The organism is Streptomyces sp. NPDC059455 (genome assembly GCF_042750115.1).
GTDB classification, from domain to species: Bacteria; Actinomycetota; Actinomycetes; order Streptomycetales; family Streptomycetaceae; genus Streptomyces; species Streptomyces endocoffeicus.
Map to the genome: position 1 here is coordinate 1 of NZ_JBHYVB010000191.1, position 22062 is coordinate 22062.

Annotated in this window: 15 protein-coding genes; 10 read left to right on the forward strand and 5 right to left on the reverse strand. The window is 72.2% G+C overall.

The window, feature by feature from the left end:
• Positions 1-72 precede the first annotated feature (72 nt).
• Positions 73-366 carry a hypothetical protein gene (locus tag ACFXB5_RS42385; RefSeq protein WP_385218869.1) on the forward strand — a complete coding sequence of 98 codons (294 nt, stop codon included), beginning with the start codon at positions 73-75 and terminating at the stop codon, positions 364-366.
• Here the strand turns inward: ACFXB5_RS42385 and ACFXB5_RS42390 are convergent.
• A complete protein-coding gene (locus tag ACFXB5_RS42390; RefSeq protein ID WP_385218871.1) occupies positions 335-994 on the reverse strand; it encodes a hypothetical protein in 660 nt (219 codons plus the stop codon). The two genes, ACFXB5_RS42385 and ACFXB5_RS42390, sit on opposite strands and share 32 nt — an antisense overlap.
• A 93-nt stretch (positions 995-1087) precedes the next feature.
• Here ACFXB5_RS42390 and ACFXB5_RS42395 point away from each other — a divergent pair, with 93 nt between their 5' ends.
• Entirely contained in the window at positions 1088-2293 is a 1206-nt protein-coding gene (locus tag ACFXB5_RS42395; RefSeq protein WP_385218872.1) for a sensor histidine kinase, read from the forward strand.
• Positions 2281-2925 (forward strand): response regulator, encoded by a 645-nt coding sequence (locus ACFXB5_RS42400; protein WP_385218874.1) that lies wholly within the window; start codon positions 2281-2283, stop codon positions 2923-2925. The genes ACFXB5_RS42395 and ACFXB5_RS42400 overlap by 13 nt, the downstream gene beginning before the upstream one ends.
• Before the next feature lie 302 nt (positions 2926-3227).
• On the opposite strand, the gene ACFXB5_RS42405 is transcribed toward ACFXB5_RS42400, so the two are convergent.
• The 3 genes from ACFXB5_RS42405 to ACFXB5_RS42415 all read right to left on the reverse strand — a co-directional run bounded on the left by ACFXB5_RS42405 (position 3228) and on the right by ACFXB5_RS42415 (position 6477).
• Complete coding sequence (locus ACFXB5_RS42405) at positions 3228-3815, reverse strand: TetR family transcriptional regulator (RefSeq protein ID WP_385218876.1); 588 nt, start codon at positions 3813-3815, stop codon at positions 3228-3230.
• A gap of 8 nt (positions 3816-3823) precedes the next feature.
• Positions 3824-4846 carry an aldo/keto reductase gene (locus ACFXB5_RS42410; RefSeq protein WP_385218878.1) on the reverse strand — a complete coding sequence of 341 codons (1023 nt, stop codon included), beginning with the start codon at positions 4844-4846 and terminating at the stop codon, positions 3824-3826.
• A gap of 161 nt (positions 4847-5007) precedes the next feature.
• Positions 5008-6477, reverse strand: coding sequence for an MFS transporter (locus ACFXB5_RS42415; RefSeq protein ID WP_385218880.1), 1470 nt, complete (start codon positions 6475-6477; stop codon positions 5008-5010).
• 110 nt (positions 6478-6587) lie between these two features.
• Between ACFXB5_RS42415 and ACFXB5_RS42420 the strand changes: the two genes are divergently transcribed.
• Positions 6588-7538 carry a helix-turn-helix transcriptional regulator gene (locus ACFXB5_RS42420; protein WP_385218894.1) on the forward strand — a complete coding sequence of 317 codons (951 nt, stop codon included), beginning with the start codon at positions 6588-6590 and terminating at the stop codon, positions 7536-7538.
• A 64-nt stretch (positions 7539-7602) separates the two neighbouring features.
• On the opposite strand, the gene ACFXB5_RS42425 is transcribed toward ACFXB5_RS42420, so the two are convergent.
• Positions 7603-9093 carry an MFS transporter gene (locus tag ACFXB5_RS42425; protein WP_385218881.1) on the reverse strand — a complete coding sequence of 497 codons (1491 nt, stop codon included), beginning with the start codon at positions 9091-9093 and terminating at the stop codon, positions 7603-7605.
• Positions 9094-9266: 173 nt separating this feature from the next.
• On the opposite strand from ACFXB5_RS42425, the gene dusB reads away from it, so the two are divergent.
• From dusB to ppdK, 6 genes are all read left to right on the forward strand, one after another.
• Positions 9267-10499 (forward strand): tRNA dihydrouridine synthase DusB, encoded by a 1233-nt coding sequence (gene dusB / locus ACFXB5_RS42430; protein WP_385218883.1) that lies wholly within the window; start codon positions 9267-9269, stop codon positions 10497-10499.
• Between the two features lie 149 nt (positions 10500-10648).
• Positions 10649-11899 carry a hypothetical protein gene (locus ACFXB5_RS42435; protein WP_385218885.1) on the forward strand — a complete coding sequence of 417 codons (1251 nt, stop codon included), beginning with the start codon at positions 10649-10651 and terminating at the stop codon, positions 11897-11899.
• On the forward strand, positions 11896-14130 hold the full coding sequence (locus ACFXB5_RS42440) for a caspase family protein (protein WP_385218887.1): 2235 nt from the start codon (positions 11896-11898) through the stop codon (positions 14128-14130). The genes ACFXB5_RS42435 and ACFXB5_RS42440 overlap by 4 nt, the downstream gene beginning before the upstream one ends.
• 15 nt (positions 14131-14145) lie before the next feature.
• Positions 14146-15108 (forward strand): AAA family ATPase, encoded by a 963-nt coding sequence (locus tag ACFXB5_RS42445; protein ID WP_385218889.1) that lies wholly within the window; start codon positions 14146-14148, stop codon positions 15106-15108.
• Positions 15105-18623, forward strand: a complete 3519-nt coding sequence (locus ACFXB5_RS42450) for an SAV_2336 N-terminal domain-related protein (protein WP_385218891.1) — start codon at positions 15105-15107, stop codon at positions 18621-18623. Before ACFXB5_RS42445 ends, ACFXB5_RS42450 begins: the two co-directional genes overlap by 4 nt.
• A 567-nt stretch (positions 18624-19190) precedes the next feature.
• Positions 19191-21917 carry a pyruvate, phosphate dikinase gene (gene ppdK, locus ACFXB5_RS42455; protein ID WP_385218892.1) on the forward strand — a complete coding sequence of 909 codons (2727 nt, stop codon included), beginning with the start codon at positions 19191-19193 and terminating at the stop codon, positions 21915-21917.
• Positions 21918-22062 lie beyond the last annotated feature (145 nt).

Genomic DNA, 22062 nt, shown 5'->3' on the forward strand with positions numbered 1-22062 from the left:
CCACGGACACAGATCCGTGGCGCCGGAGCCCGTCGACTCGGCAGAACGGGGGGTTCACCAGTCGTGCGCGGCGTGACGCATCACATCACCGCCATCCACGAGGACGGCACGGTCTTCGAGGTGAGCTACGGCTACGGTCCGGGCCAGCGGCGGCTGCTCGGCTGCCAGCACTGCGACTGGCAGGAGCGGATCACCTACGGCGGCGCCCGGCACAAGGGGCTCGACCACCTCGCCCAGGCGCACGGGGCCCTCGGCTCGCCGCGGATGACCGCCGACGCGGCGGCACGTCGGCAGGTCGTCCTCATCATGCTGGCCTGTTTCGCGGTGGCCGCGGTCATCGTCTGGTGGGCCGCCTCCCAGGGGTGAGCCGGTCCGTGGTGGGTTGGTCTGTGGTGACCGGGTCTGTGGTGACCGAGTCCGTGGTGACCGGGTCATCGGTGACCACGGCGGTGGGCCGCCGTTCCCGGCCGAGGGCCAGCGCCGTGCACACCGCCGCCAGCGGCAGCTCCGCGCAGAGGGCCATCGCGACCGCCGCCGCCAACTCCCCGCCCGGCGCGGCCGTCACCGTGTCGAACCACGCGTCCACCACCAGCAGCGTCCCCGTCGCCGCCGCGGTCAGCCGGTGGCGGTCGTCGCCGCGCCGGCGCAGCGCGGCGGTGGAGAGCAGCCCGAGCGCCTCGAGGGCGTCCAGGCCCACCCACGCGACGTTCCAGTGGCCGATCCGCGCCGTGGACGGCAGCGTCCGGGCCAGTACGTACAGCCAGGGGACCAGCGCCGCCCCCGAGACCAGCAGCACCGACTCCGGCCGCACGAGCCGCCGGGCAAGCGTGAGCCGCGTCCTCCGCGCGGTCGCCGGGCCCGCCGGGCCGGGGGCCGGAGCGGCGGTGGGCGTGGGGGCGAACAGGGTGGTCATGGCGCGGATCTCCTTCCGGGCCCGGTCGGTCGTCCCGGGCACACCGCAAGCCTGGTCGGCGCCGCCTCCGGTGTCGGTCACACCAGTTGCCGACTCGGGGTGGCACCAGATACACCCCGAATCCGGGCAGGTGGTCCAGCGCGCGGCCGCCCGGGGCCGCTCTAAGGTCGTCGCATGAGCCTCCTCACCGCGATACGCCCTGCCTTCGGGCGTTCGCAGCACCGGCTGCGGCGCGACGCCCGCTTCGGATTCGCGGGTATGGCGGTGCAGTTCGTGGCCTGGGCGGTGCCGATGAGCGTGCCGTGGCTGGTCTACGACGACGCCTCGTCGCTGATGGACGTCCTGCTCGCGCTCACCGTCCCGCTGGCCGCCCCGGCCGTGGCCACGCCGCTGTTGACGCGAGTGCAGCGGCGGCGGTTCGGGGCGCTGCTCGGAGTGGAGATCACCGGGCCCCGGCGGGCGCGGCAGCAGCTCTGGTATCACCTGCTGGCCGGACCGGCGGTGGCCTTCGGCGGGGTGCTGGCCTGGAGCTCGGCCCTCGTGGGCGTGGCGGCCGCGACCGTGTTCCTCTGGCGGCAGCCGGCCGGGCGGCTGAAGTTCCTGCCCGACGCCACGGCGGCCGCGTATCTCACCGTGGGCGGCCTCGCCCTGCTGGCCCTCGCCTACTGGCTCATCGGCGCCCTCGCCCGGCTCGACACCCGCGCCGCCACCGTGCTGCTGGGCCCCGTCCCCGCCGAGGAGCTGGAGCGGCGGGTCGAGGACCTGACCGAGAGCCGTGCGGGGGCGGTCGACGCGGCGGACGCCGAGCGGCGCCGCATCGAACGCGATCTGCACGACGGCGCCCAGCAGCGGCTCGTCTCCATGGCGGTCAACCTGGGCCTGGCCAAGGCCACGCTCAAGGATCTGCCGGACGAGGCGCGGCAGGTCATCGACGAGGCGCACCGCGAGGCCAAGGGCGCCATCGAGGAGCTCAACAACCTGGTGCGCGGGCTGCACCCGGCCGTCCTCGACGAACTCGGCCTGGACGCCGCCCTCTCCGGGATCGCCGCCCGCGCCCCGCTGCCGACGCGGCTGCACGTCCACGTCCCCGAACGGGCCGCCCCGACGGTCGAGGCCGTCGCGTACTTCGTCGTCTCCGAGACCCTCGCCAACATCGCCAAGCACGCCCGGGCCACCCGGGCCGAGGTCACGGTCGTCCGGACCGGGGACACGCTGCGGGTGGTGGTCGCCGACGACGGGGTGGGCGGTGCCGACCCCGCGCGGGGCAGCGGCCTCGGCGGGCTCGCCAAACGGGCCGGGTCGGTGGACGGCACGTTCGACATCAGCAGCCCCGGCGGGGGCCCGACCGTCATCACCGTGGAGCTGCCGTGCGCGCTGTGATCGCCGAGGACTCGGTACTGCTGCGGATCGGCCTGGTCAAGGTCGTACAGACCGCGGGCTTCGAAGTCGTGGCGGAGACGGACGACGCCGAGGGGCTGCTGGCGGCGGTCGAGGAAAACCGTCCGGACATCGCGGTCGTGGACGTCCGGATGCCACCCGGCTTCACGGACGAGGGCGTCCGGGCGGCCCTGCTGATCCGGCGGCAGTGGCCGGACACGGCCGTACTGCTGCTGTCGCAGTACGTCGAGGAGCGGTACGCGGCGGACCTGCTGACGGCCCACACCGAGGGGATCGGCTATCTGCTCAAGCAGCGGGTCGCGGACGTGGAGGAGTTCATCGACGCGCTGCGCCGGGTGGCGGGCGGCGGCACCGCCCTGGACCCGCAGGTCGTGGCCCAGTTGCTGGTGCGACGGCACAGCGATCCGCTGGACCGGCTGACCTCGCGCGAGCGGGACGTACTGGAGCTGATGGCGGGCGGGCGGTCGAACGCGGGGATCGCGGGGGCGCTGGTGATCAGTGAGAGCGCGGTGGCCAAGCACATCAACTCCATCTTCGGGAAGCTGGACCTGCCGGTCGCCGAGGCGGACCACCGCAGGGTGCTGGCCGTACTGCGCTTCCTGGGCGTGAGCTGAGGGGCGCCCTGAAGGGGCGCGGGGCCGTGTCGATATGCGGCGCCGCGTGTGGGCGCGACCGGCCATCCGACGGATCGTGACGCCTGCGGCGGGCTGCTCCCCTCCCCGCCCCTTCCCGACACCTCACGATATGCGGCTCCGCCGCGTGGGGGGCTCTGCCCCACCTTCCAGCCCCTCCAGGGGGCACCTCCCAGCGGTAGCTGGGGGAGATTGAGGAGCGGGGTCTGGGGCGGAGCCCCAGTTGTGGGAAGGGGCGGGGAGGGGAGCGGCCCGCCGCAGGCGTCACACTCCGCCGGACACCCCTAACGGGCCCGTAGGCCGTCCAGCAGCAGCTCGCAGAGGGCCGCGAAGGCCGGGTCCATGTCCGGGTCCGACCACCGTGGCGCGTAGACGGGGTCGTGGAACTGCGCCGTCGCGTCCCACAGCGCCCGGCCCGTGGCACGGGCGTCCCGCATCGTGAACTCCCCGCTCGCGATGCCGCTTTCGACGATCGTGGTGAGCTGGCCGATCATCGTCTCGACATGGCGCGCGGCGATCTCGCTGTTCTCGGTGGCCAGCGCCAGATACGTGGCGAAGAGCTCCGGATCGCCGCCCGCCTTACGGCGCTTGGCGGCGAACAGGGTGAGCAGCCAGTCCTCCAGCCGGTCGGCCGCCGGGCCCTTGGCGCGGGCGATGCGGGACAGGCCGTCGTGCTCCTGGTCCAGCCATCGCTCGGTGACCGCCTCGCGCAGCGCCGTCTTGGAGCGGAAGTGGCGGTAGACGCTGCCGTGGCTGACCCCCAGCGCCCGGGCCACGTCCACCACCGTGGCCTTCGCGGGGCCGTAGCGGCGCAGCACGTCCTCGGTGGCTTCGAGGATGCGGGTGGGCGTCAGGGGCGTCTCGGGCGGCATCGGGTCCCTTACTTCTTCTCGCTGTCGAGGGTGGCCATCTGGGCCGCCGGGTAGCGGTCGCCCGCGGCGGCGTCCGCCGGGACGGCGTCCTCGATGGCGGCCAGGTCGTCGGCGTCGAGCGTAACGTCAAGCGCGCCCAGGGCCTCGGCCAACTGGTCGCGGCGGCGGGACCCGACGAGCGGGACGATGGCGGTGGAGCGCCGGACGCCCTGCGCGAGCACCCACGCGATGGCGATCTGGGCGACGCTGACGCCCTTGGCGTCGGCGATCTTGCGGAGGGCCTCCACGAGTTCGAGGTTGCGGTCGAGGTTCTCGCCCTGGAACCGCGGGGCCCTGTTGCGGAAGTCCTGGGCGTCCGTCGTGCGCTCCCGGTTCCAGTGGCCGCTGATCAGCCCGCGCGAGAGCACTCCGTACGGGGTGATGCCGATGCCCAGCTCACGGCAGACCGGCAGGATCTCGTCCTCGATACCGCGCGCGAGCAGTGAGTACTCGATCTGGAGATCCGAGATCGGGGCGACGGCGGCGGCCCGCCGGATGGTCTCGGCGCCCACCTCCGAGAGACCGATGTGCCGTACGTAACCCGCCTGTACGGCCTCGGCGATGGCACCGACCGTCTCCTCGACCGGGACGGCCGGGTCGAGGCGGGCGATGCGGTAGATGTCGATGTGGTCCGTGCCCAGCCGCTGGAGCGAGTAGGCGAGGAAGTTCTTGACGGCGGCGGGGCGGCCGTCATGGCCGGTCCAGGCGCCGTCGGGGCCGCGTAGGGCGCCGAACTTCACGCTGGTCAGGGCGCGTTCGCGGTGGGCGGCGGGGGCGGTGCGCAGGGCCTCGTCGATGAGCAGTTCGTTGTGGCCCATGCCGTAGAAGTCGCCGGTGTCGAGCAGGGTGATCCCGGCGTCGAGGGCGGCGTGGATGGTGGCGATGGACTCGGCGCGGTCGACGCCGGTGCCGTACATGGCGGACATGCCCATACAGCCGAGGCCGATCGCGGAGACCTGGGGGCCGGTGGTGCCGAGCTGGCGGTTCTGCACGGGGGTGCTCCTTGGGCTGGCGAGCTATCGAGAAAGGACTGAACGGGTACCCAAGGAAAGCGTGGCATATGCGATGACAGATTTCAATATCTGTCATCGCCTACCAGTCACCCGTCCGGTTGCTCGGTTGCTGCGGTTGTTCTGCTTGTTCCGCGGCCTCCTCACGACACCTTGCGCGGCAGTCGCAGGCTCATCAGCAGGGTCAGCGCGATCGCCCCCAGCTGGGCCGCGAGCGTGATGACCAGCGCGTCACCCATGCCCGCCGACGGCCCCAGGGACAGGAAGAGCGTGCCGAGCGTCGCCACGCCCAGCGCCAGTGCCGACTGCTGGGTGGTGACCATCACGCCGCTCCCCACCCCGGCCCGCTCGTTCGGCACATCGGCCAGCACGATCCGGATCAGCACCGGAAGCTGCAGCCCCTGCCCGAACCCGGCCAGCGCGACCCCCGGCAGCAGCCCGGCCAGCGACAGATCCGGCCAGTCCCGCCATACGGCCAGCATCAGCAGCGCGATGCCCACCGCCTGGATCAGCCCGCCCGCGGTCACCACACGGCTGCCGTACCGGCCCACCAGGCGCGGCCCCATCAGCGAGGCCACGAAGAACGTCGTGGCCATCGGCGCCAGCGCCAGCCCGGCCTCCACCGGCCCGTACCGCAGCCCCTGCTGCAGCGCGACCGCGATGACGAACATGAAGCCGCCGAAGCCGATCGAGAACGGCACCACCATCGCGAGCCCGCGCCGCAGTCCGGGCAGGGCGAACAGGCTCGGCGGCAGCAGCGGCGTCCTGCCCGCCCGGTCCGCGCGCCGCTCCACGACGTAGAACGCGGCGGCCACGAACGGGAACGCGCCCAGCCCCAGCCAGGTCCACAGCGGCCAGCCCGCCGCCCGTCCCTCGGTCAGCGGCACCATCAGCGTGATCAGCGACAGCGCCAGCAGTACGGTGCCCGGCACATCCACCGGCGCGGGCCGCTTCGAGCGGGTCTCGGGGACCGTACGGACCGCGAGAACCAGGCCGATCAGCGCGACCGGCACATTGACCAGGAAGACCGCGCGCCACCCGGTGCCCGCGATGTCCGCGGCCACCAGCACACCGCCCAGGATCTGCCCCGCGACCATGGACAGACCGGCCGTCGCGCCGTACATGCTGAGCGCGCGGGCGCGGCGCGAACCGCTGGTCGAGGAGTGGATCGTGGCCAGCACCTGCGGAAGCATCAGCGCGGCCGAAGCACCCTGCGCCACCCGGGCGCCCACCAGGCTCCAGGCGTCCGGCGCGAGCCCGCAGACCAGCGAGGTCAGCCCGAAGGCCGCCATCCCGGCGAGGAAGAGCCGGCGTCGCCCGAAGGTGTCGCCCAGCCGTCCGCCGAGGACCAGCAGCACCGCGTACGCCACGCCGTATCCGGCGACGACCAGCTCCAGTACGGCCGGACCGGCGTGGAGGTCGTGGTCCATGGTGGGCAGGGCCACATTGACGATGAAGAAGTCGATCAGCGGCAGCGCCGCGCCCAGCAGCACGGTGAACAGCCCGAGGGGGCTCAGCGCGGGTCCGGCGGAGGTGTGGGTCCGCCCGGGGGTCTTCGCCGCACCCGGGGCGGCGGTTCTCGTCCGTATCGTGGAAATCTGCGTTTCGGTCACGCCTACGAAGATCCCGCGCCGCTCAGGCTGGTACCAGAGTGTCTTTATCCTGGTACAAGAAGTACCTGGCAACCGGCTGAGCCCTCGGGCACCCTGGAGCCATGACCACGATGGTGCGGGACGCGACGGCCGGAGCCGCGGCCGAGGGCAGGAGTGCCGCGGGGGCCGAGATACGCAGGGGCGAGCTGGCCGCGTTCCTTCGCAGTCGGCGGGAGCGGATCACCCCCGAGCAGGTGGGGCTGCCCCGGGGCCGCCGTCGGCGCACCCCCGGGCTGCGCCGCGAGGAGGTCGCACAGCTCTCGGCCGTCGGTGTGACCTGGTACACCTGGCTGGAGCAGGCCCGCGACATCCACGTCTCGGCGCAGGTCCTCGACGCCATCGCCCGCGCGCTGCTCCTGGACCGCAGCGAGCGGACCCATCTCTTCGCGCTCGCCGGGACCGTCGACCCGACCCCGGCGAGCGAGTGCACGGGCGTTCCGCAGTCGCTTCAGCTCATGCTGGAGCGGCTCGAGCCGTACCCCGCCTGCGTCCAGAACAGCCGCTTCGACCTGCTCGCCTACAACCGCAGCTACCGGCTGCTGATGTGCGACCTGGACCAGGTGGCGCCGGAGGACCGCAATTGCCTGTGGCTGGCCTTCACCCATGACGAGTGGCGCTCCAGCCTGGTGGACCGGGAGGAGACGATCCGGCTCATGGCGGCCAAGTTCCGCGCCGTCATGGCCGAGCATGTGGCCGAGCCCGCCTGGAAGACGATGGTGAAGCGGCTGGAGGACGCCTCGCCGGAGTTCCGGGAGATCTGGGCGCGGCATGAGGTGATCCGGCCCGGCGACAAGATCAAGGTCTATCGCCAGTCGCGGGTGGGCATCCTCCGGCTGGCCTCCACCAGCCTGTGGACCGGACCCAAACAGGGCTCCAAGCTGCTCACGTACACCCCGGCGGACGTGGAGACGCGGGAGCGGCTGGAGCGGCTGCACGCGCTGGCGCTCGCGGAAGAGGCGGCGACGGAAGAGGCGGCGACGGAGAAGGCCGCAACGGAGAAGGCCGCCCCGGCGGCGGTCTGACCCACCGGCCCGGGAGCGGCCTCCTTACGCGTTACGCCTCGGCGTTACGCGTTGGCGTTACGGATTACGCCTTCGCGTTCGCCGAGGTCTGGCCCGTCGGCGCGTCCTCCTCGAACAGCGCGGCCGCGTGCCGGGTCGTCTTCTCGGCCCAGTGGCCCGTGGTCACCAGCCCCAGCAGCAGGATGACGGCACCACACGCGGCGATGATCCACCACGCGGGACGGGCCGCGTCCACGAACGACGCGGCGGCCGCGGGCGAGGCGGCGTGCCCCATCCCGCCCGCCGCCGCCGACGCGGCGCCCGCCGCCAGCACCGCGCCGATGACCGCGACGCCGAGCGACTGGCCCACCTGACGGCTGGTGGAGGCGACGGCCGCGGCCACCCCGGCCTGGGTGCGGGGCATCCCGGAGACCGCCGTATTGGTGATGGGCGCGTTGACCATGCCGAAGCCGAGGCCGAACAGCACATAGCCGATCAGCAGCCCCGCATCGCTGGCCTGGGCGTCGAAGACGGCGAACAGGACCCCGCTGGCCGTTATGGCCACCCCGGCCACCAGCATCGACGGCCGTGGCCCGCGGGCGCCCACCAGCCGCCCGGACAGCGGCGCGCAGACGAAGCACATGAACGCCATGGGCAGCATCCACAGCCCGGCGTGCAGCGCGTTGAGCCCGCGCACGTCCTGGAGGTAGAGCGTGTTCATGAAGAGATAGCCGCCGAGCGCCGCGAAGGCGCACACCGCGACGACCGTCGCCCCGCTGAACGGCGCGCTGTGGAAGAACCGCACATCGATCAGCGGTTCCGCACGCCGCCGCTCGTAGCGGATCAGCGTGAGCAGCCCCAGGGCGGCGATCCCCGCACAGGTCGCGATCAGCGGCGAGTCCCAGCCGCGGTCCGGCGCCTCGATGATCGCGTACGTGAGGGTGCCCAGTACCGCGATGACCAGCAGCTGGCCGACGGGGTCGGCCCGGCGCGGCCTGGGGGCACGCGACTCGGGGACGTAACGGGCGGTGAGGAGCAGCGCCGCGAGCCCGACCGGAATGTTTATCCAGAAGATCGAGCGCCAGCCGACGGACTCCACCAGCAGCCCGCCCACGATCGGCCCGGCCGCCATGCTGATGCCGACGACCCCGCCCCAGGCCCCGATGGCGCGGGCCCGCTCCCTGGGCTCGGTGAAGACATTGGTGATGATCGACATGGCGACGGGGTTGAGCATCGAACCGCCGATCGCCTGCACCATGCGGAAGAGGACCAGCGTTTCCAGATTGGGCGCGAGGCTGCACAGCCCCGATCCGAGGGTGAAGATCACCAGCCCGGTCTGGAAGGTGCGCTTGCGTCCCACCCGGTCGGCCGTCGACCCCGAGAGCATCAGCAGGGCGGCGAGGACCAGGGTGTAGGCGTCGATCGTCCACTGCATCCCGGAGACGGAGGCGTGCAGATCACTCCGTATCGAGGGCAGCGCGACATTGAGGACCGTGTTGTCGAGGCTGACGAGCAGCAGACTCATGCAGCAGATCGCCAGCACAAGCATGCGCCGCCGATGGCTGAGCTCACGCATGGTTGAACGCTACATCGATACCGTCGGTGCGGCGGTCAGCACCGCCCTGTCGATCCCTCTCGCGGGTGCGGGACACCTCTCGCGGGTGCGGGACAAGCTCCCTCTCGCGGGTGCGGGACAATAAGAGATCGGCCCCGCCCTCCCACCGTAGTACGCACGAGGAAGCTGATCCCATGACGCAATCGCCGCAGACGCCGCACACGGAGCGGACGCAGCTGCGGATCGGACCCCATACGGTCCAGCCGCCGGTCGTCCTGGCACCGATGGCCGGGATCACCAACGCTCCGTTCCGCACCCTGTGCAGGGAGTTCTCGGGTGGCAGGGGGCTGTTCGTCAGCGAGATGATCACCACCCGGGCGCTGGTGGAGCGGGACGCCAAGACGATGCGGCTGATCCACTTCGACGGCACCGAGAAGCCGCGCTCCATCCAGCTGTACGGGGTGGACCCGGTGACCGTCGGCAAGGCCGTCCAGATGATCGTGGACGAGAACCTCGCCGACCACATCGACCTCAACTTCGGCTGCCCGGTGCCCAAGGTGACCCGTAAGGGCGGCGGCTCGGCGCTCCCGTACAAGCGGCATCTGCTGCGCTCGATCCTGCGCGAGGCCGTGACCGCGGCGGGCCCGCTGCCGGTGACCATGAAGATGCGCAAGGGCATCGACGACGACCACATCACCTACCTCGACGCGGGCCGGATCGCGGTCGAGGAGGGCGTGACCGCGATCGCCCTGCACGGCCGCACCGCGGCCCAGCACTACGGCGGCACCGCCGACTGGGAGGCGATCGCCCGCCTGAAGGAGGCCGTCCCCGAGATCCCGGTGCTGGGCAACGGCGACATCTGGTCCGCCGACGACGCGGTCCGGATGATGCGCGAGACGGGCTGTGACGGCGTGGTCGTGGGGCGCGGCTGCCTGGGGCGGCCCTGGCTCTTCGGCGATCTGGTGGCCGCGTTCGAACCGGGCGGCGGGGCGTCGGGGTCCGACGCGGGGGCGTCGGTGTCCGGCCCCGGGGCGTCGGGGTCCGATGCCGGGGCACCGGTGTACGCGCGGCCGACGTTCAAGGAGGTCGCGGCCGTGATGCGCCGCCACGCCGAGCTGCTCGCCGAGTGGCTGGAGGACGAGGAGCGCGGCGTGATCGACTTCCGTAAGCATGTCGCCTGGTACACCAAGGGCTTCTCGGTGGGCTCGGAGATGCGCAAGCGGCTGGCGATCACCTCGTCCCTCGCCGAGCTGGACGCCCTGCTGGCCGAGCTGGACCTGGACCAGGAGTGGCCCCCCGGCGCCGACGGCCCGCGCGGCCGCACCTCCGGCCGTAATCGCGTGGTGCTGCCCGACGGCTGGCTGGACGACCCGTACGACCGCGCGGGCGTCGGCGCGGACGCCGAGCTCGACACCTCCGGCGGCTGAGCCGGGTAGACCGGGGCGTAAGGCGGGTAAGGGGCGTAAGCCGGGCGGACCGGGGGCGGGCTCCGTAGTCCGGGGGTCACATGGGGTCATCACCGGTTAAAGTGATGGGCTCGTGGTCGCGGTGGGATCTGGACGATCTGGGGGGATCGGTGACAAGCGTCGTCTTCGTCCACGGCACGGGGGTCCGGGCCAAGTCGTACGAGAAGAGCCTCGCGCGGGTCGTGAGCGGCCTGGGGCGGGTGAGAGCCGATATCCCGGTCGCCCGCTGTTTCTGGGGCGAGGAGCACGGAGCCTCGCTGGGGCTCGGCGGGGCCTCGCTCCCGGTGCGCACGAAGAACCGCGGCGTCGGCGGTGACGGCGCGCTGGACGAGGATGATCCGCTGGCCGTATGGGCGCTGCTGGAGGTCGATCCGCTCGCGGAGCTGCGGGAGTTCGCGCGGGCGGCGCACGACGACGGCGAGGAGACGGGCTTCGCGCCCGGCCGCGTCGACCCCTGGGAGACCGTCGCCGACAAGGTGCGCGGCCTGACGCTGGAGCCGATGGCGCCCGAGGCGGAGGAGCCCGCTGGCAGCCTGCCCCGGCTCGTCGCGGATCTCGCGCCGCATCTCGACGAGGCCGCCGACCGGGTGGCCGACGAGATCTCCGGCAGTCTGGGCGGCACCTCGCCCGCCGACGGCATCGAGCCCCTCGCGGCCCGCGCCGTGTACGCCCTGGCCGTCCAGCGCGCCGAGGGCCCGTACGGCGACGACGAGCCGCTCGCGGTGGACGGCGCCGACCGCGACACCGTCGTCGGCGCGCTCACCGATCAGCTGGGCGGCGGCGACCGGGGCGGATTCGTCGCCGGTGCCGCGAAGGGCGTCGCCGTACGGGCGCTCAACTCCTACCTGTCGCCGCTGTCTTCACTGGCCCATACCTTCCGCGGCGGGATCACCAACAAGTCCGTCCCGGCCAGTGGTGACATCCTCCGCTACCAGGTGCGCGGCGCCGGGGTGCGCGCCGCGATCCGGGCCGCGGTGCGCGAGGCGATCGAGTCGGGGAACGGCCCGGTGGTGCTGCTCGCCCACAGCCTCGGCGGTATCGCCTGCGTCGATCTGCTCGCCGAGCCCGATCCGCCCGCCGGGGTGGAGCTGCTGGTGACGGTCGGCTCCCAGGCGCCGTTCCTCTACGAGCTGGACGCGCTCACCGCGCTGCGCCGCGACGAACCGCTGCCGGCCGCGTTCCCCCGCTGGATCAACGTCTATGACGAGCGGGATCTGCTCGGCTTCGTCGGGGAGAAGGTCTTCCCCGGCCGGGTCACCGATCTGCGCGTCAACACCCGCCAGCCCTTCCCGCGCGCCCACACCTCGTACTTCGCCCACCAGCGGCTGTACGACCTGCTGGCCCCGGAGCTGCCGAAGTGACAGCGGTGGAGCACGACTGGCGCCGCACCCATGCCGTGATCGTGGCGGTCGAGCAGTACCGCGGCAGTGACGACTGGACCCTCGACGGTCCGGTGAACGACGCGCTCGCGATGCGGACGTGGCTGACCGGGCTGGGCGTGCCGGCGGAGAACATCCGCCTGCTGGCCTCGCCCACGGAGGGGAACAAGGCCGCCGTGGAAGCGGCGGACCGCGACTACCGTCCGGCGGACGGCCCCACCATCCGTCAGGTCTTCATGGAGGAGCTGCGGTCCCTCGACGCGGACCGGCTGTGGATCTACTGGGCGGGGCACGGCGTACAGGCCCCGGGAGGCCGCTGGAGCCTGCTGTACCCGGAGACCACGGACCGGGACATGCGGGGTCTCGACGTGCTGAACCTGATGACGCTGCTGCGCACCGAGCATCTGCCGAAGCAGGGCGTGGGCCGGGTCACCGTGGTCATCGACGCCTGCTGGCAGGCCCTTCCCCTCCGCACCCATCTGATGGTCGCCAAACCGGACGAGCTCACCACGAAGCCGGAGATCAACAAATCCCGCGAGATCTACTGGATGCGCGCCTGTCAGCCCGGGGCGGTGTCCAAGAACCAGCAGGGCGCGGGGCTGTTCACCTCCGTGCTGTTACGGCAGCTCGAAGCGGCCTCCGCCGATGGCGTGGCGCCGGACCTCGACCGGGTGTGGCAGGGGGTCCGGGACGAGTTCGCGCGGCTGGGCCGGGACGAGGGCCTGCGGCAGTTCCCGACCGTGCACATCAGCAGGGGGGACGGGAGCGGCGAGGACGTTCCGCTCGGCCCGCCCCGTTCGCCGCTGGACGAGCAGAAGCGGCGGGAGCGCGGCAAACTGATCCATGCGGTCGGCGCGCTGCTGGGGGAGCGCCCCGGCCGCGCGGCGGAAGTCGTCGTCGGGCTCTGGGAGCAGTTCACCACCGACCCGCCGACCACGACGCCTCCCTCGGCCGAGGAACTGGTCGACTGGGCGCTGGAGAACTCGCACGGCACCGTCACCCTCCTCGCGGAGCTCAGCGACCGGGCCCCGGTCCGCACGGAGATCCGCAAGCCGTGCCATGTGCTCCAGAACCAGTGGCTGACCCACGCCGAGTACGTGGAGCTGGCCGGGCTGCTGGAGCGGCTGGGGCAGCGGGGACGGCACGACTTCGCCGAGGTCGCCCGCGAGAAGTACCCCACCATGGCCCTGTCGTCCCTCGATCCGGCCGCCCTGGTCGACGACCTCGAAGCCGTGCTGCTCCCTCCGCCGAAACAACTCCCGCAGCTGCTGCGTGTCGTGGAGCACTTCGCCGCGCTCTGCGAGGGAGCGGTCGCGGGAGAACTGCAAGCGTGGTCGCTGGAGTGCGCCAAGCGGATCGATCTCGAGGGTCAGCTGCACGAACGGCGCGGTGAAGCGCGGGAGCACGCGGAGCGCGTACAAGCCGACCCGGACACCGTCACGGACCAGGGGGCACCTCCCAGCGGTAGCTGGGCGAGCATCCAGATACGGCTCCACGCACCGAGCGGGGACGGGCAGCGGCGCACCTATGAGGTCTGGTCGCGGCGCGGTGACAACGTCAACTCCCTGGCGAAGGCCGATACCCCCGCCTCGCTGGAGGAGATACAGCGTGGCCTCGACCACCTCCTGAGAGGGCATGCCCGCACCCATGACACGCTGGTGGAGTTCTTCGTGACCCCCACCGACCTGGAACTGGCCGTGCACCGCTGGCAGCTCGACGCCGAGGGGCCGCTGGAGCGCTCGCTCGGCACGGACTATCCGGTCGTCGTGCGCTGCGCCGAACTCCGGGAGCATCAGCGGCATCTGTGGGAGCGGCGCTGGGAGAGGGCCGGTACGGCGGGCGCCGAGGATCTGCACTGGCTGTCCGCCCACTATGAGACGTTCAAGCAGGTCAACGGCGACCTCCAGGGCCAGGAGGACGCTCCGGGCGTGGTGATGACTTCCCCGGTGCGGGCTCGTTCGGAGGTCTTCAACGCTTGTCTGTTCGGCGGAGTGCCCGTCCTCATATGGCATGGCGAGGCGGAGGGCGCCGCCGCGCAGGCCGAGTTGGAGACCCTGCTCCGCACCGAACGGCTGCGGTCCCTGCCCCAGCATCTACGCAAGCTCCGGTCGGCGAGCGAGGCCGACGAGAGCCACCACGGCCGCCATATGGCCCTCCTGTGGGACGATCCGCACCGCCCGCTCCCCGACCGACTCGACCTGTCCGCACCCTGAGGAGAGACGAAGAAGATGGCACAGGACTGGAGGCTCTTCCAGGGCGGCGACACCCGGCCCCACGAGGTGGAGACCTGGCCCCCCGCCCCGCCGTGGCGGCGCTTCGGCGACGACGCGCGGCGCCGGGACACGAAGCGGCCGCTGCCGTATCTGATCTCCGACGAGGACCGCGACGTCGTCAACATGGCGCTGCATCTGCACCGCCCGCTGCTGGTCACCGGCCGCCCCGGCACCGGCAAGTCGACCCTGGCCCACGCCATCGCCCGCGAGCTGATGCTGGGCGAGGTGCTGCACTGGCCGGTCAACAGCCGCTCCACGCTCACCGAGGGCCTCTACTCGTACGACGCGGTGGGCAGGCTGCGCGAAGCCTCCCTCAAGCGGCGCGCCGACGAGACCGTCGCGACCGAGCCGGACATCGGCGACTATCTGCGGCTCGGCGCCCTCGGCACCGCGCTGCTCCCGGCCGAGAAGCCGCGGGTGCTGCTCGTGGACGAGCTCGACAAGGGCGATGTCGACCTGCCCAATGACCTCCTTACGGTCTTCGAGGAGGGCGAGTTCGAGATTCCGGAGCTGGCCCGCCTGGGGGAGGGGAGGACGGTCCAGGTGCAGTACGCCGGCTCCCGTGAGAAGACCGGGATCACCAGCGGCTGGGTCAGCTGCTCCGTCTTCCCCGTCGTCGTCATCACCAGCAATGGCGAGCGCGAGTTCCCCCCGGCGTTTCTGCGCCGCTGCGTCCGGCTCGACCTCAAGCAGCCCGACGAGGCGCAGCTCCAGAGGATCGTCACCATGCATCTGGGCGAGGAGGTCGGCGCGCGGGCCCAGGAGCTGATCGCCGACTTCGTGTCCCGGCGCAACGAGCGGGAACTGGCCACCGATCAGCTGCTCAACGCGGTCCGGCTGCGCTCCTCCGGGGTGCGGGTCGACCAGGACGTCCTCGACAAGCTGTTCCGCTCGCTGAACGAAGTCGACGCGCAATGATCGAGCGGCTGTGCGCCCTGCTGGAGGACGCGGGGGTCGAGCTCTCCGAGGTGGAGCTGCGCGACGTCCTGTGGTTCGCCGCCACCACCGCCCCGGCGCGCGGCGAAGGGGACGGCGACGAACCGCCGCCGTCCCGGCATCCCGCCGCTCCCGCCTCCGGCGCGGCCGACGGCGAGGACGAGGCGAAGGGCGCCCAGCGGCAGCTCCCCGGGGCACTCACCCCCGGCGAACCCGAGCCAGAGCCCCTCGTCCCCGCCGGGCTCTACGCCCCCGGCGCCGCCCGCCCCGCCGCGGCCCGCCCGGCGCGTGCCGTCGGCGTCCGGGGCGTCCGGGCGCTCCCCGGGACGCGCCGGCTGTCCCGCGCGCTGCGGCCGCTGCGGCGCACCGTGCCGTCCCGCACGTCCTTCCGTGTCGACGAGACCGCCACCGCCGAGTGGATCGCCGAGACCGGTCTGCCGGACGTGGTGCTGCGCCCCCGCCCGGAGCGCTGGCTGAGCGTCGCGCTCATCGTGGACGACGGCCCCTCGATGGTGCTGTGGCAGCAGCTCGCCGCCGAGGTGCGCGGACTGCTGGAGCGCCAGGGCGCCTTCCGCTCCGTACGGACCTACGGCCTGGACAGCGCCCACGAGGACCGACCGGTGCTCAGGGCGCGCCCGTACGCCCCCGGCGCCCCGCGCCGCACCGCCCGCCAGCTCACCGACACCTCCGGCCGCACCGTGATGCTGGTCCTCTCGGACGGGGTGGGCCCGGGGTGGCGCGGCGGCGCGATCCCGCGGCTGCTGCGCCGCTGGGCCCGCCACTCGCCGGTGGCGGTGCTCCAGCCGCTGCCCGCGCGGATGTGGCCGGAGCGCGGTATGCCCACCCAGCGGCTGCTGGTCGACGCGGGCGGCCGCGAGGGCGCGCCGGGCCGCGCGCTGACGGTGCGCCATCCGGTGCTGCCGCGCGGCCTGGTGTCGTACGACGGCACGACACCGGTGCCCGTGCTGGAGCTGGCCGAGGGCGAGCTGGGCGCGTGGGCGGCGCTCACCGGTACGGGCGGCGGCGGTGAGTCGCTGCCGGTGATGCTGCTGGACGGCGCCGAGAAGCCGGTGGCCGCGCGGGCCACGGCCCATGTCCCCGAGCCGACGGCCGAGGAGCGGCTGCGCCGCTTCCGGGGCGCCGCCTCGCCCGAGGCCCAGCGTCTGGCCGGGGCGCTGGCCACGGTCCATCCGCTGACGCTGCCGGTGATGCGGCTGATCCACCGGGCGGGCGCGGGCCGTGGGGAGCGCTTCCACTCGGCGCAGCTGGCCGAGGTGTTCCTGGGTGGGCTGCTGCGCAGACGGGAGGGGAGCGCGGAGGAGTACGAGTTCCACCCGGGCGTCGCGGATCTGCTGCTGGACGCGGTCAGGACCTCGGACGCGCTGGAGACGGCGGCGCAGGTCACCGAGTTCCTGCTGCACCGCCAGGGCAGCGGGCCCGAGTTCCGCGCCCGGCTCTCCGGCGACCACGGGGACTCCCGGGTGGCCGAGGAGGCCCGCCCGTTCGCGGCGGCGTCGCTGGAGCTGCTGTCGCGGCTGGGGCTGCTGGAGGACGCGGCGGAGGAGGAGCCGCCGGAGCGGGAGGAGCCCCCGCGGCAGCCGCCCGGACCGCCCACCCCGCCCCCGACTCGTGATGTCCCGCCCCGGTCCTACACCTCCGAGCGGGTCCAGCCGCGGATGATCGCGCTGGTGCGGCGGATCGCGGCGAACAACGGACTGCCGAGGGGCGTGCGGTATCAGGTCGACCAGGTGCTGGACAACGCCGACGGGCGGAACGAGGAATCCGGCTGGTGGGGCGTGCGGCTTGTGCCCAACTTGGCCCATGGGCTCGTCAGGGCCGGATGGAGGGCCTACGCCGAGGAGCTGAAGGAGACGGCGCGGGAGCAGATCGCGGGGCTGAGGTCTGCCGAGGACCTCGAATCCCGTAATCTCCGTGGGCATTTGGCGCTCACCCTGAACAAGCTCGGGGAGCACGACGAGGCGGAGCGCGAGCTGCGGGCGGTGGTCGCGGTCTCGGCACGGGTGCACGGCGAGGAGCACGACTACACGCTCTTCGCCCGCAGCTACCTCGTGGACCTGCTGCACGACGCCGGGCGGCTGGAGGCGGCGGCGGAGGAGTCCCGCACGCTGCTCGAGGCGTGGGACCGGCGGGGAGGCGGCGACCATCGGGCGGAGGTCCTGTCCCGGCGCCAGGCCTATGGGCGCGTGCTGCTGGACCTCGCGCGCGTGGAGGAGGCCGCGCGGGAGTTCAGGTCCGTGGCCGCCGGCCGGCGGGAGCTGGACGGCCCCACGCATGTCAGGACCGTGACCGCGCGGGGCTGGCTGGCCGCCGCGCTGCGCAGGCTCGGGCTGTACGACGAGGCCGAGGCCGAGCTGCGGTCGGCGGTCGAGGACTGCCGCTCGGCGGAGTCGGATGTGGACGAGGCGCTGCTGACGGCGGAGTACGCCCTCGGCGAGATCCTGGACACCAGGCAGCGCAACGAAGAGGCCGAGGCGCTGTGGCGGGAGTTGATCGAGCGGACCTCCGCTGGCCTGAAGCCGTGGAACTGGCGGATCCGCCGTGCGCGGCGCAACCGCGTTCACCGGCTGCGCGCCCTGAGCCGGTACGCCGAGGCGGAGGCCGAGCTCGACACGCTGGTGGAGGAGACGGTCGGCACGCTCGGGAAATGGCATGACGACTCGCTCATCGCCCAGCGGCTGCGCGCGTTCGTCCTGGAGGACCAACGGCGGTACGACGAAGCGCGGCCGATCTACCGCGAACTCCTGGAGCAGCAGATCCCCGTGTTCGGGGAGGGCCATGCCAACGTTCTGAGCACGCGCTACTGCCTGGCGACCAGCATGCGGTTGGCGGGGCTGCACGAGGAGGCGCTGGCGGAGTACACCGAGGTGCTCGACGACTGGCTTCGCGTCCTCGGACCGGACGCCCAGTCGACCCTCATGACCCGAGGCGGCCGGGCCAGGGCCCTGGCCAGCCTGGGACGCCGGGAGGAGGCCGAGGCCGAGTACCGCGTGGTCGTGGAGGCGGAGGCCCGGGTCCTGGGCCGGGACGCGCCGAACGCGCTGACGACGCGGCTGAACCTGGCGGCGCTGGTGCGAGATCAGGAGCGCTACGAGGAGGCCGAGACGGAATTCCGCCAGGTGGTCGAGGGGCGCGTCCGGGCTCTGGGCGCCGAGGCCGAGTCGACGCTGGCCGCGCGGCACAGCTGGGGGTACGTACTCAACAAGCTCGGCTGGTTCGCGGAGGCCGAGCGGCAGATCCGGGAGACGATCAAGGGGCGGCGCCGCGTGCTGGGCCCGGAGCACGCCAACACCCTCTGGACCCGCCACAACCTCGGCATCACCCTCAAGGGCCTCGGCCGCCTCGACGAGGCGGAGGCCGAATGGCGGGCCGTGCTCGAGATCTGCGAGCGCGTCCTGGGCGAGGAGCACAACTGCGCCGTGCGGACCCGCGAGGCCCTCGCCGGGTTGCGGGAGCCCGGGGACGGCCAGGCGTCCTGAAATATGGCGCGATTCGTTCGCGGGGAACGGCGGGCCCCGGTCCCCTGATGCGGAGCGGGGCGGTATCAGGGGACCGCGGACGAGTCCGGTTCGTTGCCCCTCGGCATCAGCGGAGGTGGTCGGCCACCCCTCCCGGCGTGTCGCTCATCTGAGCGTGACCCTTCTCGTTGTATCCAAAAGGCGAGACACTGGGCCGTGACAAGGCGTGATTCTCGCCACTCTGATCGGCCCTTCGCTCAGATGAGCGGCGACCGGGAGGTGAACCGGCGGCATCCGGCTGTGCTCACCTCTCCAATACGTGGCACTCAGTGCCACCCACTTGATGTTCGACACCTCGAACCATCGGTTACGTATAGTGAAAATCCAAGCGTCCATCACGGGCGGAGGGTGGGTGTGTGTTCGAGGCTTGAAGGCATCTCGTAAGAGCCTCGTTCGGGCGCCGCACTTTCGAACACGTGGCAGGCGGGTGGTTACAGCCGTATGACGGTGGAGTGGACCTGCTCAGGGGCCTTTGATCTGGGTACGCTCCCCGCCGTCAGGGCAGCCGAGCCGAGGAGATCGAGTCCCGTGCCGGAAACACAAGATCAGCAGAAGTTCGTTTACGACTTCACCGAGGGCAACAAGGATCTCAAGGACCTGCTCGGCGGGAAGGGAGCCAACCTCGCCGAGATGACCAATCTCGGTCTCCCCGTGCCACCGGGCTTCACCATCACCACCGAAGCCTGCAAGGTCTACCTGGACAGCGGTGCGGAGCCCCCGGCCCTGCGCGACGAGGTGAGTGCGCACCTCGACGCCCTCGAAGTGAAGATGGGCAAGAAGCTCGGCCAGGCGGACGACCCCCTCCTCGTATCCGTACGGTCCGGCGCCAAGTTCTCGATGCCCGGGATGATGGACACCGTCCTCAACATCGGCCTCTCGGACCAGTCCGTGGCCGGGCTTGCCGCGCAGGCGGGTGACGACCGGTTCGCTTGGGACTCCTACCGGCGCCTCATCCAGATGTTCGGCAAGACCGTGCTCGGCGTGGACGGGGACCTCTTCGAGGAGGCCATTGAGCAGGCCAAACACGCCAAGGGCGTCACCGTCGACGTGGACCTCGACGCCGCCGACCTCAAGAAGCTGGTCGGCGAGTTCAAGGAGATCGTCGCCAAGGAGACCGGCCGGGGCTTCCCGCAGGAGCCGCGCGAGCAGATGGACCTCGCCGTACGAGCCGTGTTCGACTCCTGGAACGGCGACCGCGCCAAGCTCTACCGCCGCCAGGAGCGCATCCCCCACGACCTCGGCACCGCGGTCAACATCTGCTCCATGGTCTTCGGCAACCTCGGCCCCGACTCGGGCACCGGCGTCGCCTTCACCCGCGACCCGGCCAGCGGCCACCAGGGCGTCTACGGCGACTACCTGCAGAACGCCCAGGGCGAGGACGTGGTCGCGGGCATCCGCAACACCGTGCCCCTCGCCGACCTCGAGCAGATCGACCAGCGGTCCTACGACCAGCTGATGCAGATCATGGAAACCCTCGAGACGCACTACAAGGACCTGTGCGACATCGAGTTCACCATCGAGCGCGGCAAGCTGTGGATGCTGCAGACCCGCGTCGGCAAGCGCACCGCCGGGGCCGCCTTCCGGATCGCCACCCAGCTCGTCGACCAGGGGCTGATCGACGAGCCCGAGGCGCTGCGCCGGGTCAACGGGGCACAGCTCGCGCAGCTGATGTTCCCGCGCTTCGACGACGAGGTCGCCTCCGGCGACACCGTCCAGAAGATCGGCCGGGGCATCGCCGCGTCCCCGGGCGCCGCCGTCGGCAAGGCCGTCTTCGACTCGTACACCGCCGTCAAATGGTCGCGCTCGGGCGAGAAGGTCATCCTCATCCGCCGCGAGACCAACCCCGACGACCTCGACGGCATGATCGCCGCGGAGGGCATTCTGACCTCGCGCGGCGGCAAGACCTCACACGCCGCCGTCGTCGCCCGCGGCATGGGCAAGACCTGTGTATGCGGCGCCGAGGAGCTCGAGGTCGACACCAAGCGGCGCCGGATGACGGTGCCCGGCCGGGACGGCAAGGACGGGATCGTGATCGAGGAGGGCGACGTCGTCTCGATCGACGGCTCCTCCGGCAAGGTCTACCTCGGCGAGGTCCCGGTCGTACCCTCGCCCGTCGTGGAGTACTTCGAGGGCCGGATGCACGCGGGCGCCGACGACGCCGACGAGCTGGTGGGCGCGGTGCACCGGATCATGGCGTACGCGGACCGGGTACGCCGACTGCGGGTACGGGCCAACGCGGACAACGCCGAGGACGCCGCCCGCGCCCGCCGGTTCGGCGCCCAGGGCATCGGGCTCTGCCGCACCGAGCACATGTTCCTCGGCGAGCGCCGGGAGAAGGTCGAACGGCTGATCCTCGCCCACACCGAAGAGGAGCGGGACACGGCGCTGGGCGAGCTGCTGCCGCTCCAGAAGAACGACTTCGTCGAGCTCTTCGAGGCGATGGACGGGCTGCCGGTCACCGTCCGGCTGCTCGACCCGCCGCTGCACGAGTTCCTGCCCGACATCACCGAACTGTCGGTGCGCGTCGCGCTCGCCGAGTCCCGCAAGGACCACAACGAGAACGACCTGCGGCTGCTCCAGGCCGTGCACCGGCTGCACGAGCAGAACCCGATGCTGGGCCTGCGCGGGGTGCGGCTGGGCCTGGTCATCCCCGGGCTGTTCGCCATGCAGGTACGGGCGATCGCCGAGGCCGCCGCCGAGCGCCGGAACGCCAAGGGCGACCCGCGGGCCGAGATCATGATTCCGCTCGTCGGCACGGTCCAGGAGCTGGAGATCGTCCGCGAGGAGGCCGAGCGGGTCATCGCGGAGGTCGAGCAGGCCCGGGGCGTGGACCTCAAACTCACCCTCGGCACCATGATCGAGCTGCCGCGCGCCGCGCTGACCGCCGCCCAGATCGCCGAATCCGCCGACTTCTTCTCCTTCGGCACCAACGACCTCACCCAGACCGTCTGGGGCTTCTCCCGGGACGACGTCGAGGCCAGCTTCTTCACCGCCTACCTGGAGAAGGGCATCTTCGGCGTCAGCCCCTTCGAGACCATCGACAAGGACGGCGTCGGCGCCCTCGTCCGCGACGCCGCCCAGGCGGGCCGCGCCACCCGCCCCGACCTCAAGCTGGGGGTCTGCGGTGAGCACGGCGGCGACCCGGAGTCCGTCCACTTCTTCCACGAGGTGGGTCTGGACTACGTCTCCTGCTCCCCGTTTCGCATCCCCGTGGCCCGCCTGGAGTCCGGCCGCGCGGCGGCGAACGGCCGGTAGGAGCCGCTAGGTGATGTCCGACGGATCGTGGCGCCTGCGGCGGGCCACGCGGCGGAGCCGCATATCGGTGGTTGCGGGCCGCCCCCCCCCCCCCCCACACCAGCGGCGGCGCCCGCCCCCCCGCCCCCCGCCCGCCCGCCCCCCC